Source organism: Streptomyces sp. NPDC107528, from assembly GCF_055639295.1.
This window is the reverse complement of the sequence record NZ_JBVKAV010000021.1, coordinates 1-13,626: the sequence shown is the minus strand read 5'-3', so window position 1 is coordinate 13,626 and position 13,626 is coordinate 1. Positions and strand designations below refer to the sequence as shown.

General features: G+C 69.3%; 14 protein-coding genes. 6 read left to right on the top strand and 8 right to left on the bottom strand.

Features of this window, described 5'->3' with window-relative positions; translation table 11 throughout:
- Window positions 1–20: 20 nt before the first annotated feature.
- From ACZ7L5_RS43220 to ACZ7L5_RS43210, 3 genes are all read right to left on the bottom strand, one after another.
- Window positions 21–1,493 (bottom strand): FAD-dependent monooxygenase, encoded by a 1,473-nt coding sequence (locus ACZ7L5_RS43220; protein WP_471524385.1) that lies wholly within the window; start codon window positions 1,491–1,493, stop codon window positions 21–23.
- A gap of 176 nt (window positions 1,494–1,669) precedes the next feature.
- A complete protein-coding gene (locus tag ACZ7L5_RS43215) occupies window positions 1,670–2,065 on the bottom strand; it encodes a pyridoxamine 5'-phosphate oxidase family protein (RefSeq protein ID WP_328881287.1) in 396 nt (131 codons plus the stop codon).
- 33 nt (window positions 2,066–2,098) lie between these two features.
- Complete coding sequence (locus ACZ7L5_RS43210) at window positions 2,099–3,586, bottom strand: MFS transporter (protein WP_471524383.1); 1,488 nt, start codon at window positions 3,584–3,586, stop codon at window positions 2,099–2,101.
- Window positions 3,587–3,747: 161 nt separating this feature from the next.
- Between ACZ7L5_RS43210 and ACZ7L5_RS43205 the strand changes: the two genes are divergently transcribed.
- The gene (locus ACZ7L5_RS43205; RefSeq protein WP_383239539.1) at window positions 3,748–4,167 is read left to right on the top strand and encodes a winged helix-turn-helix transcriptional regulator; all 420 of its coding nucleotides are present in this window, start codon (window positions 3,748–3,750) and stop codon (window positions 4,165–4,167) included.
- A gap of 36 nt (window positions 4,168–4,203) precedes the next feature.
- Here ACZ7L5_RS43205 and ACZ7L5_RS43200 read toward each other — a convergent pair whose 3' ends face one another.
- From ACZ7L5_RS43200 to ACZ7L5_RS43190, 3 genes are read right to left on the bottom strand one after another with little or no spacing between them, the layout of a single operon-like run.
- A complete protein-coding gene (locus ACZ7L5_RS43200; RefSeq protein ID WP_471524381.1) occupies window positions 4,204–4,755 on the bottom strand; it encodes a flavin reductase family protein in 552 nt (183 codons plus the stop codon).
- 13 nt (window positions 4,756–4,768) lie between these two features.
- Window positions 4,769–6,079, bottom strand: coding sequence for a cation:proton antiporter (locus ACZ7L5_RS43195; protein WP_471524379.1), 1,311 nt, complete (start codon window positions 6,077–6,079; stop codon window positions 4,769–4,771).
- Complete coding sequence (locus tag ACZ7L5_RS43190) at window positions 6,076–6,519, bottom strand: nuclear transport factor 2 family protein (protein ID WP_471524377.1); 444 nt, start codon at window positions 6,517–6,519, stop codon at window positions 6,076–6,078. Before ACZ7L5_RS43190 ends, ACZ7L5_RS43195 begins: the two co-directional genes overlap by 4 nt.
- A gap of 286 nt (window positions 6,520–6,805) precedes the next feature.
- On the opposite strand from ACZ7L5_RS43190, the gene ACZ7L5_RS43185 reads away from it, so the two are divergent.
- Both ACZ7L5_RS43185 and ACZ7L5_RS43180 read left to right on the top strand, forming a co-directional pair.
- A complete protein-coding gene (locus ACZ7L5_RS43185; RefSeq protein ID WP_328881292.1) occupies window positions 6,806–7,498 on the top strand; it encodes an antibiotic biosynthesis monooxygenase family protein in 693 nt (230 codons plus the stop codon).
- Between the two features lie 64 nt (window positions 7,499–7,562).
- Window positions 7,563–8,237 (top strand): response regulator transcription factor, encoded by a 675-nt coding sequence (locus ACZ7L5_RS43180; protein WP_471524375.1) that lies wholly within the window; start codon window positions 7,563–7,565, stop codon window positions 8,235–8,237.
- Between the two features lie 41 nt (window positions 8,238–8,278).
- Here the strand turns inward: ACZ7L5_RS43180 and ACZ7L5_RS43175 are convergent, their stop codons facing one another.
- The gene (locus tag ACZ7L5_RS43175; RefSeq protein WP_471524373.1) at window positions 8,279–9,112 is read right to left on the bottom strand and encodes a ScbR family autoregulator-binding transcription factor; all 834 of its coding nucleotides are present in this window, start codon (window positions 9,110–9,112) and stop codon (window positions 8,279–8,281) included.
- Between the two features lie 218 nt (window positions 9,113–9,330).
- On the opposite strand from ACZ7L5_RS43175, the gene ACZ7L5_RS43170 reads away from it, so the two are divergent.
- Window positions 9,331–10,326 carry a ScbA/BarX family gamma-butyrolactone biosynthesis protein gene (locus ACZ7L5_RS43170; RefSeq protein ID WP_471524371.1) on the top strand — a complete coding sequence of 332 codons (996 nt, stop codon included), beginning with the start codon at window positions 9,331–9,333 and terminating at the stop codon, window positions 10,324–10,326.
- Between the two features lie 711 nt (window positions 10,327–11,037).
- Here ACZ7L5_RS43170 and ACZ7L5_RS43165 read toward each other — a convergent pair.
- Window positions 11,038–11,748, bottom strand: coding sequence for a ScbR family autoregulator-binding transcription factor (locus tag ACZ7L5_RS43165; RefSeq protein ID WP_363039876.1), 711 nt, complete (start codon window positions 11,746–11,748; stop codon window positions 11,038–11,040).
- A gap of 565 nt (window positions 11,749–12,313) precedes the next feature.
- On the opposite strand from ACZ7L5_RS43165, the gene ACZ7L5_RS43160 reads away from it, so the two are divergent.
- Window positions 12,314–13,063, top strand: a complete 750-nt coding sequence (locus ACZ7L5_RS43160; RefSeq protein ID WP_328881297.1) for a response regulator transcription factor — start codon at window positions 12,314–12,316, stop codon at window positions 13,061–13,063.
- Window positions 13,064–13,415: 352 nt separating this feature from the next.
- Window positions 13,416–13,626: biotin carboxylase N-terminal domain-containing protein (locus ACZ7L5_RS43155; protein WP_471524369.1), on the top strand; the 211-nt coding region annotated here is incomplete at its 3' end.

The following is a 13,626-nucleotide window of genomic DNA, read 5'->3' as shown; positions in this document are numbered from 1 at the left end:
GGCGCCGTTCGGATGGGCGGTCAGTTACCTGCGGGTGAGCCGAACCAGCGCTCCAGAGCGGTCGCGAGGCCGTCGGTGGAGCCGTCGATGCCGACCCAGGCGATGTAGCCGTCGGGGCGGACCAGCAGGTCGGCGGCCGGGGCGGCGGGGTCGGGGCGGGAGGCGGCGACCACGTCGACGCGGTCGGCCCAGCCGGCGGCGGCCTCGCTGAGGGCGTCCCCGCCGCGCAGGTTCAGCAGCAGCGGACGGCCGCGGGTGAGCAGTTCGTACGTGCTGCTCTTCTCGTCGCCGACCAGCAGCTCCTGGTCGGGCAGCCGGCGGCCGAGCAGCGGGTGGCCGCCGTCGCCCATGTCGTAGCCGATGTCCAGGCCGGTGACCAGGCCGACCAGATGGCGGCGGACCGCCTCGATGCCGACCAGCTCGCCGAAGAGGCGGCGCAGCGGCTCCATCTCGGGGCCGCCGAGGTACAGGGAGCGCTGCACGAGGGTGTTGGCGACGATGCGGGCGCCGACCGGGTGGCGCTCGGAGTGGTAGGTGTCCAGCAGGCCCTCGGGGGCGTGCCCGCCCAGCTCGGCCGCAAGCTTCCAGCCGAGGTTCACCACGTCGCCGACACCGGCGCTGATGCCCTGGGCGCCGATGGGCAGATGGATGTGCGCGGCGTCGCCCGCGAGGAAGACCCGGCCCTGGCGGTACTCGGAGGCCTGTCGGCTGCCGTCGGTGAAGTAGCTGGTCCACAGCGGCTTGTGGCCGGTGATGTCCTCGCCGGTGACGCGCTGGAAGGCGGCGGCGACCTCGGGGAAGGTGGGCGCCTCCTGGGTCGGGCGGACGCCGGCGCCGCGCTCGAAGACGACGACGCGGGTGGCCTGGGGGCCGAGGGGGAGCACCACGACCATGCCGGACTCGCCGACCTCGCCGGTCGGGCGGATGCGCAGCTCGTTGGTGGCGACGTCGGCCATCAGCATCTCGATGGTGGCGCTGGTGCCGGGGAAGTCGATGCCGGCCAGCTTGCGCACGGTGGAGCGGGCACCGTCACAGCCGACCAGGTAGGCCGCGCGCAACGTCTCGACGCCGTCGGCGGTGCCGACCTCGACGACGACACCCTGCTCGTCCTGGGTCATGCCGACGACCTCGTGCCCGCGGCGGATCTCGGCGCCGAGGCCGGTCGCCCACTCGAGCAGAATGGCCTCGGTCCGCGACTGCGGAACACCGCGGACGCCGAAATTGCCGCCCTCGACGATCCGATAGTCGATGGGCAGTCCACCGAAATGCCCGAAGGGTATCGTCTCGAGTTGACCGAATTTCTCGAGAAGTCCCCGCTGACCGAACTCCTCGATGGTGCGGGCGGAAAACCCGAGCGCCCGGGACTGCCGCATCGGCTCCGCCAGGCGGTCGAGTACGACCACCGACCGTCCGGACAGGCGGAGTTCACCGGCGAGCATGAGTCCGGAAGGGCCGGCCCCGGCGACAATCACGTCGGCATGAAAATTATCCATGTTTCCTCTCCCAGTGGATTTTTCTCCAGTATTCCGGGGGAGTTGGGGAAGCTGAATGGCCGCAAGTACAGGTCTCTGACAAGTTTCGTCAGAGATTCTGCAGTTGCGTCAGGCGGTGGAAATGCGCGAGGGCGCCGGAAGGAAGTTCCGACGCCCTCGGCCGGCTCGGACCCGGCTCAGAGCAGGCCCAGCACCCGGTCGACCTGGATCTCGATCACGACCAGGCCCGGCGGCTCCGGCGGCGGCGTCCAGTACCGCTTGGCGTACCGCCGGATGCCCTCCTGGACCCGTAACGGGTCGTCGTGGACGGTGGCGGTGCCCTCCAGGGTGATCCAGCGGGGCCCCACCGTCTGGCAGAGGGAGGCCCGGCCGGCGGGCGTGGCCAGAAGGTTCCTGGCCTTGCGCCGTGTCACCGCGGTCATGACCCGCGCCAGGCCCGCCTCGCCGTCCCAGGTGAACCGCACGGGCGTCACATGGGGCGAGCCGTCGGGGCGCAGCGTGGTGAAGGTGCACAGATGGTTCTCGGCGAGGAAGTCCTCGGCCGCGGAGGACAACCGTGGTGACGTCGGCATGGTGGCTTTCCGATCTATGGCGGGGTTCCGATCTCAGGCTTCGGCGGGAGCGGCGGCCGGCTGGTCCGACGCCCTGGTGAAGGGCAGCAGGAGCAGCGTGAGGAGCAGGCCGGCCACGGCGAAGCAGGCACCCGCGAGGAACGCGTCGTGGAAGACCTCGGTGCGCGCCTGGGTCACCCGCGCGGGCACCCCGTCCGCCCACTCGGTGAGCTGCTCGACCTGGCGGAAGGCGTAGGTGGCGGCCACGGCGAGGCCGAGGGCGCCGCCGACCTCCTGCGCGGTGTTGATGAGCCCCGCGGACAGACCGGACTCGTCCTCCTGGGTGCCGGTGAACGCGGCGACCTGCACCGGCACGAAGGACAGGCCGAGACCGAGACCGGAGATCAGGAACGCGGGCAGCAGGTCCACGACGTAGGAGGCGTCGGACGGGGCCCGCCACAGTAGGAACATGCCCACGCTGGTCAGCGTCAGGCCGGCCATCAGCACCGGCTTGGCGGCGACCTTGGTCACCAGCTGGGAGGCGATACCGGCGCCGACCGCGACGATCACTGCGAGCGGGACGTAGGCCAGACCGGTCTTCAGGGCCGACCAGTTGAGGACCTGCTGCATGAACAGGCTGGCGAAGAAGAACAGCGTGACGCAGGTGCCGAGCAGCAGGACGGCGACGATGTTGGAGGCCCGCAGCGACTTGCGCTTGAAGACGCCGAGCGGGATCAGCGGTGCCTCGGCGCGGCGCTCGATCAGCAGGAACGTGATGAGCAGGACCGCGGAGAGGGCGAAGCCGCCGTAGACGCGGGCCAACGGGACGTCCGAGTCGTCGATGGTCTGGCCGAGGCTGAAGATGAGCAGCACGAGACCGGCGGTCAGCGTCACGGCACCGGCGACGTCGAAGGAGCTGCGGCGTTCCGCGGCGCGGCTCTCGCCGACGATCCTCGGGGCGATCAGGGCGCAGACCAGGCCGATCGGCACGTTGATGAAGAAGATCCAGCGCCAGCCCGGGCCGTCGGTGAGCAGACCGCCCAGGGTGACACCGGCGACGGCGGCGATACCGCTGAGCGCGCCCCACGCGCCGAGCGCCTTGTTGCGCTCGGCGCCCTCCGCGAAGTTGTTGGCGAGCAGGGACAGCGCGGCGGTCGCGATGAACGCGGCGCCGAGGCCCTGGGCGCCGCGCGCCACGATCAGCATGGCCGCGCTCTGCCCGAACCCGGCGAGCAGGGAGGACAGGGCGAAGAGGATCAGGCCGGTCTGCAGCATCCGGCGACGGCCGAAGGCGTCCGCCAGCCGGCCGGTCAGCAGCAGGAAGCCGCCGAGCAGCATGCCGTACGTGGTGACGATGTACTGCAACGACGTCTGGGAGATGTGCAGTTCGTCCTCGATGGTCGGCAGGGCCACGTTGACGATGGACACATCGAGGAAGGTCATGAAGCCGGCCAGGCAGAGGAACGCCAGGATGAGTCCCGGGCGGTGCGGCGGGGCCGATTCGTCGGTGGGGTGGGGACGCAGCGACTCTTGGGTCGACATGTCGCTCCTAGGAGATGTGACGGAGAGTTCCGTAGGGACGGGAAGTGCGGGAATGACATGGCGCGAGGCCGGGAGCGGGGGCCCGCTCACCGTCTTCCGGGAAGCTAGCATCCTGGGTAAAGTAGGTACCTAGAGGAAAGTGACTTCCTGGGAGGGTCCGAATGGGCAGCACTGGCGCCATGGGCAGCACCACCACGCGTGGCGGACAGGTCGACTCGGAGCTGGCGTGCCCGGTCTCCCCGGTGGTCGACATCGTCTTCAGCCGCTGGACGACACCGATCCTGTGGACGCTGCACGAGTTCGGCCGGCAGCGTTTCGTCGAGCTCCAGCGCAACATCCGCACCATCACGCCGAAGGTCCTCACCCAGCGACTGCGCCAGATGGAGCGCGACGGCCTGGTCGTGCGGACGTACTACCCCGAGGTGCCGCCCCGGGTGGAGTACGAGATCAGCGAGCTGGGCCGCAGCCTGGCGCCGATCTTCGCCCACCTCGCCGAGTGGTCCGGGGAGAACCTCCAGAAGGTGGAGCGGGCCAGGCGGGAGTTCGACGCGGCGGACGAACCGGCCGCTGTACCGCGCTGACCTGCGCCGGGACCTTCTGCTGACCCCGGACGGCCGCTAACCCCGGGCCGGCTCGGGGACATCGGTGTCGAGGACGCGCATCGCGCCCTTGTAGAAGACCAGCGGGTCGGTCTCCTCCGTCGACGTGCCAAGGGCGGTGACCTCGCCGAGCAGGATGGCGTGGTCACCGCCGTCGTACTCGTCGGCGAGACGGCACTCCAGGAAGGCCAGCGCCTCGGTGAGGACCGGCAGTCCGCTCGTGGAGCGGTGGTGCGGGACCTCCGCCAGGCGTGCCGACTCACGGCCCGCGAACTTCCACGCCAGCCCTGCCTGACTGCGCGTCAGAAAGTTGACCACGAAGCCTCCGGACCGCTGGAGGGCCGGACGCAGACGCGACTGCCGGTGCAGGCAGAACAGCACCAGCGGCGGCTCCAGTGAGACGGACGTGAAGGAGTTCACCGTGGTGGCGGCGCCGTCCTCGGGACCTCCGGTGGTGATGACGGTGACGCCGGTGGCGAAGTTGCCGCACACAGTGCGCAACGCGCGGCCGTCGACCGGCGGTTGCGGCAACTGCCGGCCGTGCTGGGACAACGGTTGGACGGGTATCACGTGAGCCCCCTCGTCAGGTGCGCGGCGCGGTCGCGTCCGCGACGGGTGTACGAGCCTTTTCGGTCACGCCGGCCGTGAGGTGCTCGCGCCGGGACAGCAGCGGGGCCGCCATCGCCGTCGTCACGAGGGCCATGATCACCAGCATGGTGAACATCCGTCCGTCGAGCACTCCGAGGCTCACGGCGGCGTTGAGGATGATGAGTTCGGTCAGGCCACGGGTGTTCATCAGCACGCCCAGGTCCTTGGACTCACGCCAGGACAGGCCGGACAGCCGGGCCGGGACGATCGCGCCGACCAGCTTGCCCGCGCAGGCCACACCGATGACCAGGGCCAGGGACAGGTAGTCGGTCGCGGTCAGGGAGCCGAGGTCGACGCCGAGTCCGGTGACGATGAAGAACACCGGCAGCAGCACGACGCTGACGTCGTCCAGCGGCCGGCGCAGGTTCGCCGCGAGCACCCTCCGGGGCTCGCGCGGCATGACGAAGCCGAACAGGAACGCGCCGAAGATCTGGTGGATGCCGATCCACGAGGTCAGCCACGACGAGGCGAACACACCCGCGCACAGCACCGCGAGCAGCGCGCTCCAGCGCTCCGTCGCCGCCCAACGCCACACCAGCCGGGCCACCAGCGGCCGTACCACCAGGAACATCAGCGCGACATAGACGACGCTGAGCGCCCCGATCCGGGCCAGGCCCGCGTAGTCGCCGTCCGAGCTGACCAGCGCCGACACATACGCCAGCAGACACCAGGCGAGGACGTCGTCGATCGCGGCGCTGGCCAGTGACAGGGCGCCGACCCGGGTGTCCATCAGCTTGTTCTCGGTGAGGATCCGTGCCAGCACCGGGAACGCCGTCACGGACATCGCGGTGCCCATGAAGGTGGCGAACGCGATGAAGGAGATGTGCTTGCCGGCCACCGTGTCGTGGTGCGGATACAGCACGACCGCCGCGGCGACGCCCAGCCCGAAGGCCAGCACGATCGACGACAGCGAGACGCTCGCCGCCAGACGCGCGTGCGGCCGTATCAGCCGCTTCTCGAACTCCCAGCCGACCACGAACATGAACAGGACGAGGCCGACCTGGGAGACAGCAGAAAGCAACGGCCTTACGTCGCCCGGGAACAGGCGCTCCGTCAGATTGCCCGGGAACAGGCCGAGCAGACTCGGGCCGAGCACGATGCCGGCGGTGATCTCGCCGATCACCTTGGGCTGGCCCAGCTTCCGGGCGAGCGCACCGAGGGCGGCGCCGACCAGCAGGATCACGCCGATGCCGAGCAGCATGGTGGCCATCTGCTGCTCCCCGCCCCCCGCCGCCGACGCGGTCATCGGGAGCCCCTGGGCCGCGGCGGGCTGCCCGTCGACCAGACCAGCTGGAACGACAGCTCCGTCAGACGCCAGCCCTGCTCGGTGTGCCGGGCCTCGCCGTGGACCAGGGTGCCGGAGACGAACAGCGGATCGCCGGGCGCGTCCGGATGGTGTACGTGGGTGGAGACCAGGTTGGCCCGCAGCACCGCCCGCCTCTCGCCGGTGAGGTCCACCACCGCCGGAGAGTTGAGATGCTGGGTGCGCGCGAACGCGTCGAGTGCCTGCCGGTGCCAGGCGGCGAGCCCTTCGATTCCCTCGTGCTGGGCCATCGGGAACACGACACGGGCGTCGTCGGTGAACAGCGTGCGCGCCCACGCGTCGTCGAGTTTGTCCTCGTCGAGGCCCAATAGATATCGGTCCAGCAAGGTGCTGATTTCGGCTGCTGACGTGACGGAATTCATTACCCGAGCATCGCGTGGTGGCCAATGGGCACCCAAGGGCACTTGTCGAAGACCTGACGTAGCTGCGGAAGATCTGACGCTGACGGAAAAGACCTGACAATCCGCGCGCAGTCCTGAACACAGCTCCCTTCAGCAGGAGTTGAGGACTTGTCATGCTGGTCGGGAAGCACTGATCCGTTGAGCCGATCTGTTGAGCTGATTCGCTGAGCTGATCCGCTGAGCCGGAAATTCGAGTTCTGCTTCTTTCGTCAACCTTTCATCACCCGATCTACCGGAAGAGAAGAGAATGCCGAAGATCGCAGCCGATGGTAAGAACCTGACCGTCCTCAACCTGTTCTCCACCGACTCCGCCGAGAAGCAGGACAGCCTGCTCGCCGCGATGCGCGAGATCGTCGACGCCGCCGCCTACGACGGCTGGATCTCCAGCACCGTGCACAGCGGGCAGACCAAGTTCGGCACCGCCAACTTCATCCAGTGGCGCTCCACCGAGGACCTGGAGGCCCGCTACGCCGGCGAGGAGTTCAAGCACCGCACCCTGCCGCTCTTCGGTGAGATCACCACCGCGATCCGGCTCCTCCAGAACGAGGCGGTGTTCACCCAGTCGAAGCCGGGCGCCGGGGACACCGAGATCGGGCCGGAGCGCGAGGACTACACGGTCATCGACCTTTACGGCGTCGCCGAGAAGCACCAGGACGATCTGGTCGACACCCTCGGCGCGGCCCAGGACTGGCTGCAGAAGGTCCCGGGATACCGCAGCCACACGGTGCTGCGCGGTCTGCGCGGCCGTGGCATCGAGGGCAAGTGGGTCGTCGTCTACGCGCAGTGGGACAGCAAGGAGGCCTACGACGCCTTCCGCGAGCAGCCCGCGGCGCAGCGGTCGGCGGAGCGGCAGAGGATCGACGCCAAGCTGGACGCGCTGGCCATCTGGCGGGACTCCAACACCTACCGCGTGGTGCACACCCGGTCGGCGGGCGAGTGACGGTCCGGGCCGCCGACCGGGAGGTGCCCGGCACCGCCCGGACGCGGCCCGGAGTGGAGTGCACATGCGCGTACTTGTGATCGATCCGGATGACGGGACCGCCGAGCCCCTGGTCTGCCGCCTGGTGCGCAACGGCCATCAGGTCCGGCGGGCCCGCACCGGACGGGCGGCCCTCCAGGCTTGGGAACAGGCCGAAGTCGTCCTGCTCGACCTGGAGTTGCCCGACCTCGACGGTCTGCAGGTGTGCGCCGAGATCCGGGCCAGGGGCACCACCCCGCTGATCGCCTTCACCAGCCGGGACACCGAAATGGACCGGGTGCTCAGCCTGCGGTCGGGTGCGGACGACTGTCTAGTGAAGCCGTACGGGTTCCGGGAGCTGATCGCCCGGATGAACGCGGTGACCCGGCGCGTCGCCAGCGGCGGGGGTCCGGCCGGCGTGTCCTGCGGGGCCCTGCGGCTGGACCCCGGGACGCGTGAGGCGTGGCTCGGCGAGCAGCCGTTGGAGCTGACCCGCAAGGAGTTCGACATCCTTCTGCTGCTGGCCTCGGCACCGGAGACGGTGATCTCACGCCGGGACCTGATCGCCGGGGTCTGGGCGGACGAGTGGGCCATCTCAAGCCGCACGGTGGACACCCACGTCAGCGCCCTGCGCGCGAAGCTGGGCGAGGGCTGGATCACCACGGTCCGGGGCGTCGGCTACCGCCTGGAGGAAACGTCGTCCTCCGCCCCGCTTCGGTGATGCGCGATGCCGGTCTCCGGGGGCGGGTTGCGGACCGCCGATCAGGCAGCGCTGTCCTCCCCCTCCGGGGCAGCGCTCCCTTCCGGTACCGGGGTGGCGGCGGCGTCGGGCTCCCAGGCCGTGCCGTCCTCCGACGCGGAGCCGTCTTCCGACGCGGAGCCGTCCTCGGCCGCGGCGTCGTACCCCTCGTCGGCCGGTGCGTCCTCCCCCTCCAGCGCCGCATCGCGCGACGCGAGCAGCGACACGGCTCGGTCGGGGGTCAGTTCCAGCGTCGGGAGGATCTGCGGCATCGCGATGGTCGGCAGGAGGTGGCGGAACATGGAGATCACCCGGCGCGTCAAGTCCTTGCGCTGACACAGCACTTGGGACGTCCACTGGATACCGGTGAAGGACCCGGACAGCAGCTCCGCCGTCTCCGCAGGGTCCACGTGCGGCAGCAACTCGCCGCGTCCGCGCGCCTCGACGAGCAGTCCGGTGAGGCGGTCCGCCCAGGACTGGAACGGTCTGCCGTGAAAGGGATTGCCGCTCTCCGCGCTCTCGGCACTCTCGCTCCACTGGTCCATGGCGAGTCCGACGCTGGCCCGGGTCAGCGGGTCGTGCTGCAGCTGATGCGCGAACAACAGGCCCTGGTCGGTGAGTTCCTGCAGCTTCGTGCGCTGTGGAGGCAACGGGCCGAGCTCCAGCTGCGCCGCTATCACCCCGAGGGCCAGGTCCTCCTTGGAGGTGAAGTGGAAGTACAGCGCCCCCTTGGTGACACCGGCCCGCGCGATGATCTCCGTGATGGTGGCGGTGCTGTAGCCCCGCTCGTCGAACACCTCGGCGGCCGCCAGCAGGATCGACTTCCGGGTCTGGATGGCTCTTGCTTGACGTGCCATGCGTCCGTGCCTGTTTCTATGTCAGAGCTTGGTCAGGTTCCCCCGCAAAGAGAACCGGACTGCCAGTCTTTTGTCGAGAGGGGAACGATCCCCACATGTATCGACTCAGGGGGCAATCCATGCCTGATGGCGCGATATCCGTAGTAGACCGGTTTGTTGAGTCTCGTACGGGTCTGGACCCGGCGCAGGAGCGACCCGACCCCGCCCATGGGGGCAGCATGGCCCGGCACAGCGGTCCGCTTGCCGGACCGGCCGCACCGATCCACTCGGAAGAGTCCGCCTCACGGCCCGCATACCGGACCGACTCCCCGGTTCTGATTCCCGACGGCAGGGCCACCGCGGAGCTGTGCCACCGCCCGGACCCCGAGGACCGTTTCCCCGTCGATTGGCTGCGCCTGACCGAGCACAGCTTCCTGGTCTCGGTGAACTGGCCCGCCGCACACCGCTTCTTCGCCCCGCTGCCCGGCGGGTATCAGGATCCGCTGCTCGTCGCCGAGACCACCCGGCAGGCGACGATGATGCTGGCTCACGCCGAGTTCGGAGTCCCGATCGGCGACCAGTTCGTCATGCGGGAGCTCGGATACCGCGTCGAGACAGCGGAGTTCACCGTGGCGGGCGCCTCGGGCGCGATCGACGTCGTCGTCGAGTGCACCGACGTCCAGCTACGCGCCGGGCGTCTCGTCGGCATGCGGGTCGACCTGCGCTTCCAGCGCCTCGGCCGGCTCCTCGCCACGAGCATGGGCATCCTGGGCTGCACTTCGGCGCGCGTCTACCACCGGCTGCGCGGCGAGCGGCTTTCCGTCGCCGGCCGGCCCCTGCCGCTGCTGCCCGCCGTCGCGCCGCGCGAGACCGGCCGCGGCGACCGCAAGGACGTCGTCCTCGCCCCCTCCAGGCACCGGCCCGGCTGGCGGCTCCGCCTGGACACCACGCACCCCACACTCTTCGCCCGGCCGAACGACCACGTTCCCGGCATGGTGCTCCTCGAAGCCGCCCGCCAGGCCGCCAACGTGCTGACGCCCGGGCACGACTTCCACCCCGCCTCGATGCGGATCGCCTTCCACAAGTACTGCGAACTGACCGAGCCCTGCTGGATCCTGGCAGGCCCGGACCGGTCCACGGAACAGGGCACCGTGATGCAGGTGGAGGGCCTCCAGCAGGACGAGCCCGTCTTCACGCTGACCCTGGGCGACGGCGCGCCGAGGGACGGCGGCTGAGCCGGCACGTCCTGGCGGCGGCGCAGGGGGTTCCGGCGGATTCGCCGGTCATCTCGTCCGTCCCGAGCGGCGAACACACGGTCGCCACGGCGTGCGTCGCGGGGGCGTACGGCCGTGGTCGACCCGCGCCCTGCCGCCGGCAACTCCCGCACGGTCGCCGGGGTCCGAGGGCCCGCCGCCGACGGCACCGCCGGTACGCGATGGCGAGGGCATCCCAATTCAGCACCGGCCCCGCGGCCGATCCGACGGTCGGTTCCGGTGGCCGATCCGACAGCCGGTCCCGCGACCGCTCCGACGGCCGGTCCCATTGCCGCGCCGTCGGCTGGTCCCGCGGCCGATCCGACGGTCGCTCTCACGGCCGCTCCTACTGTCGGTCCCGCGGTCGCTCTCACGGCCGTCCCCACTGTCGGTCCCGTGGTCGCTTCGACGGCCGCTCCCGGTGCCGTGCCGACGGTCGGTCCCGTGGCCGATTCGACGGTCGCTCTCACGGCCGCTCCTACTGTCGGTCCCGCTGCCGCGCCGACGGCTGGTCCCGCCGCTGGTCCCGAGACCGCTCCGACGGCCGATCTCACGGCCGCCCCCACTGCTGGCCCCGCGGTCGCTCCGACGGTCGCTCTCACGGCCGCCCCCACGGCCGGTCCAACGACCGCTCCAGCGGCCGATTTCACGACCCCTCCCACGGCCGGTCCCGGACCCGGTATCGGCTCCGCATCACCTCACCCCCGTGGTCGCTGCCTCCGCGTCGATCTCTTCCTCCGGGGCGTAGGGCAGGTAACGCGACACGGCGACCGCGTGGTCGACGACGTCCGGCGTGCCGCCGGGGTTCAGTGCGCCGAGCAGGCTCGGTGCGGCGAGCCCCGGCAGGAAGCCCTGCCAGAACCCCGTGAAGGCCAGCCGGGTCCGATCGCCCTCGCCCCCCTTTATCAGTACTCCTATGCCGGTCGTCGCGGCGACGATCGCACAGGTCAGGGCCGGCAGCTGGACCTGCGCGGCGACCCCGCCCTCCTGGCGCGCGCGGTCCAGCAGCCGCTGCACGCAGGCGTGCCACGCGTGGATGAACTGCTCCCGCCCCTTGCGGGACCGGTCGTTGTCCAGCCGCAGCCCGGCCCGTGACACCACGTCCCAGGACAGCAACTGGCTCAGGGTGTGCGAGATGTCGGTGAGGGCCTGCAGCGGCTCGGAGTTCTTCTCGTACGCGAGGCGCGCGGCGCGCCACAGGATGCCGCGCGCCTCGTTCACGACCGCCTGGGCCAGGTCCTCCTTGTTCGCGAAGTGGAAGTGCAGCGCGCCCGTGCTCATGTTGGCCCGCGCGCTGATGTCGGAGAGCCTGGCCGAGGCGTAGTCCTCGCGGTCGAAGACGTCTGCCGCCGACTTCAGCATGAGCCGGCGGGTGCGGATCGCCCTCTCCTGTTGTAGTCCCACCTGCCTGAATCCTTTCATCCCGCAGTCCAGAAAACGGACTTGAAGGTTTGTTTGTGGGGTGCGGATGTCCGAGTGACGGGAGCGTCGGTCCGGCTGCGGCTCTCGTTTCTATCGACACACTGTCAGTACTGCCCAGAAGATCACACTTTCCCACCTCATGACCAGGGCGAGGGAGAAGTGGAAGCAGGGAATCAGCCAGCCGAGAACATCCCGGACGGTCTACCACTGCCCTCAGGGGATGCGCAATGCATCGGGCGAGGCTGCCCCGGGCACTCGATCCACGTTGATCTACGGGTGAGTAGGCCCGGTGGTTGAGACCCAGAACAAACCGCAGCCGCCGTCAGTGATTGCTTTCCGATGGCCGGGGGGCGAATTTTGACCACTTCCAAGATCCAGAATTACGAGCCCGGTTACGTCCCGCGGCGGAATTGATCCTTCATGTCCTGCCAACTCCGGCAAAAGTGGCATCAGTTGTCACGGACGGTGAGTTTACCGAGTTTTTTTTTGACAAACCGAGAGGTAGGTTTTTAGGCTCGACAAGCCAAGGCGCTCGAGCGGGAACTACATGTTCAGGGGGAGAGCAGTGAGCCAACGCGCAACGAGCAGCACTCTGGAGTTTCGAAAGCCCATCACCTCGCAGATCCGGAAGCCGTCGACCAACTGGCGGGTCCTGGTGGTCGAGAACAACACCGGTGACATGGAGGCCCTCGCCGCCGGACTGCGGCGGCACGGCCACCAGGTAGAGGGGGTCGGCACGGGCAACGCGGCTCTGCAGGCCTACCAGGTGTCGGACATCGTTCTGCTGGACCTCGAACTACCCGACCTGGACGGTCTGGAGGTGTGCCGCTCCATCCGTTCCCTGAGCGACGTCCCACTGATAGCCGTCACGGGGTGGGGGACGGAACTGGACCGTGTCCTCGGTCTCCAGGCCGGCGCGGACGACTACCTCGTCAAGCCCTACGGCTTCCGGGAACTGATGGCCCGGATGGACGCCGTCATGCGTCGCTCGCGTCCGCAGGTGCAGATCGAGCAGGTCGTCTCGCGCGGGCCGTTGCGCATCGACGCCGCCTCGCGCGAGGTGAGTCTGCACGGCCAGGTCGTGGAGGTCACCCGTAAGGAGTTCGATCTGCTCTATCTGCTCGCCTCCCACCCGGAGACGGTGATCTCACGCAAGCGCATCATGCAGCAGGTCTGGGGTGGGTCCTGGTCCCGTCGCACCGTGGACACCCATGTCAGCAGCCTACGAGGCAAGTTGGGGGGCAGCGACTGGATCGTCACCGTACGCGGAGTGGGGTTCCGCTTCGGTAGTGGCTGATCTCGCACCCGGCGCGATGTCACCACATCGCCGCCGACTTCGAAAAGGGCGGGCTCCGGACGGGGAGCCCGCCCTTTCGCATGCCCTGGCCTTTTCCTGTGCCGGTCGACGGTTCTGCCGCCCTCAGCGGTTCGACGGGGCTTCTGACAATTTCCTGACACTTGCCTGGCGCTGCGCCAACAAAGCCGTATCCCCGCTGAGGATCTGGTCCGAAGGCTTAATGGGCGGCTGTTGAAAGCGCCGAGGTCAGGCATCGAGTATGGACAGGTATTCAGCGCCTGCCCGGGAGAGGAATTACCCCGGCCGCGCTTGATCATCCCAGAATTCCTGCCGATTGAGGAGGGGGCCAGTCGTGCGCAAGGTGCTCATCGCCAACCGTGGCGAAATCGCTGTCCGCGTGGCCCGGGCCTGCCGGGATGCCGGGATCGCGAGCGTGGCCGTCTACGCGGATCCGGACCGCGACGCATCGCATGTCCGCGCTGCGGATGAGGCGTTCGCCCTGGGCGGTGACACCCCGGCAAGCAGTTATCTGGACATCGAGAAAGTCCTGAACGCGGCGCGCG